The 1,366-nt window shown below is 62.7% G+C and carries 3 protein-coding genes; all 3 read right to left on the reverse strand.

Annotation, left to right across the window (positions count from 1 at the left end; translation table 11 throughout):
• A partial coding sequence (locus JF66_RS25095; protein WP_369798067.1) for a rhomboid family intramembrane serine protease occupies positions 1-138 on the reverse strand: 138 nt, incomplete at its 3' end.
• Positions 114-626 (reverse strand): rhomboid family intramembrane serine protease, encoded by a 513-nt coding sequence (locus tag JF66_RS18395; RefSeq protein ID WP_255351550.1) that lies wholly within the window; start codon positions 624-626, stop codon positions 114-116. The genes JF66_RS25095 and JF66_RS18395, both read right to left, overlap by 25 nt.
• 168 nt (positions 627-794) lie before the next feature.
• Positions 795-1,334 (reverse strand): peptidylprolyl isomerase, encoded by a 540-nt coding sequence (locus tag JF66_RS18400; protein ID WP_035880288.1) that lies wholly within the window; start codon positions 1,332-1,334, stop codon positions 795-797.
• Between the last annotated feature and the right edge of the window lie 32 nt (positions 1,335-1,366).

Raw genomic sequence — 1,366 nt, forward strand, 5'->3', positions numbered from 1 at the left:
TCCACTGGTGTTTGAGGCGGCGGGTTTGCAGGAAGATGAGCCCATCAGAGCTCCGGCGACCAGACCGCCGAGGTGTGCCTGCCAGGCAATGTTGAACCCGGGGATGAACCCGATCACCAGGTTGATTCCGAGCAACACGAGCAGTTGACGTGCGTTACCGGGGGGCCGCCCAGGCCACGTTGGATAACGAGCAAGGCACCCAAAAGGCCGAATATCGCCCCGGAGGCCCCAATGACGACGGTGTACGGGGAGGCGAGCACGAGAACACCCACGGATCCGGCGAAACCGCTGACGAGATACAGAGCCAGGAAGCGTGCCCGGCCTAGCATCCCCTCCAGCACCCGACCGAAAATCCACAGCATGTACATGTTCAGCAGCACGTGGAACGGAAATCCGCCCTGACTGTGCACGAAGACGCTGGTCAGCAGGCGCCACGGCTCGAGCAGTGTGATGGCGGGCTGGTACGCGAGACTCTGCGTGACACCCAGGCCTGGGATCCACTGCAGGACGAAGACAAAGAAGGTCACGCCCATGAGCGCGTACGTGACCGTGGGGGCATCGCTGCCTGTCAGCCGGGTCAAAACGGCGGGCTTGGTGCGGGGGGCGTTCTTACGCTGCTGCTTCATGCACTCCGGGCAGACCACGCCGACAGCAGCCTGCGTCTGGCATTCCGGACAGATCGTGCGGCCACAACGCTGGCACAAGATGAAGCTCTGCCGCCCCGGGTGGCGGTAACAATAATTCGCCGCCGAGGCAGGCAGATCACTCATCTGTGTAGGTGACGGAGCGTGTCGTTAGACGGACTCGACGGTGACGCTCTGAATGACGACGTCCTCGAGGGGGCGGTCGCGACCATCCGTGGCAACGGTCGCCAGCTTGGCGACGATGGCACGGGAGTCCTCGTCTTCGACGGCGCCGAAGATGGTGTGCTTGCCCTGCAGCCACGTGGTGGGCACGACGGTGATGAAGAACTGCGATCCGTTGGTGCCGTGGCCGCCCTGGATGCCGGCGTTCGCCATGGCCAGTACGTAGGGCTGTGTGAAGTCGAGGTCTGGGCTGATCTCGTCATCGAACTGGAAGCCGGGTCCACCGGTTCCCTGGCCCAGCGGGTCGCCGGCCTGGATCATGAAGTCCTTGATGATGCGGTGGAAGATCGTGCCGTCGTAGAGCGGCGTGGTGGACTTGACTCCCGTTGCGGGGTGCTTCCACTCGATATCGCCGGTCGCGAGACCCACGAAGTTCTTCACGGTCTTCGGCGCGTGATTGCCGAAAAGGTTGACCTTGATCGGTCCGAGGGTGGTGTTTAGGGTTGCGACAGCAGTGTGCTTAGACATGCTGACAATTCTTGCACAGGCCCCCACTAGGA

It is taken from the genome of Cryobacterium sp. MLB-32, assembly GCF_000738085.1.
Taxonomy (GTDB): Bacteria; Actinomycetota; Actinomycetes; order Actinomycetales; family Microbacteriaceae; genus Cryobacterium.

Bases quoted from the DNA above. Each gene is read 5' to 3' on its own strand.
- JF66_RS18395 (WP_255351550.1), bottom strand. From the start codon at position 626: ATGAAGCAGCAGCGTAAGAACGCCCCCCGCACCAAGCCCGCCGTTTTG.
- JF66_RS18400 (WP_035880288.1), bottom strand. From the start codon at position 1,334: ATGTCTAAGCACACTGCTGTCGCAACCCTAAACACCACCCTCGGACCG.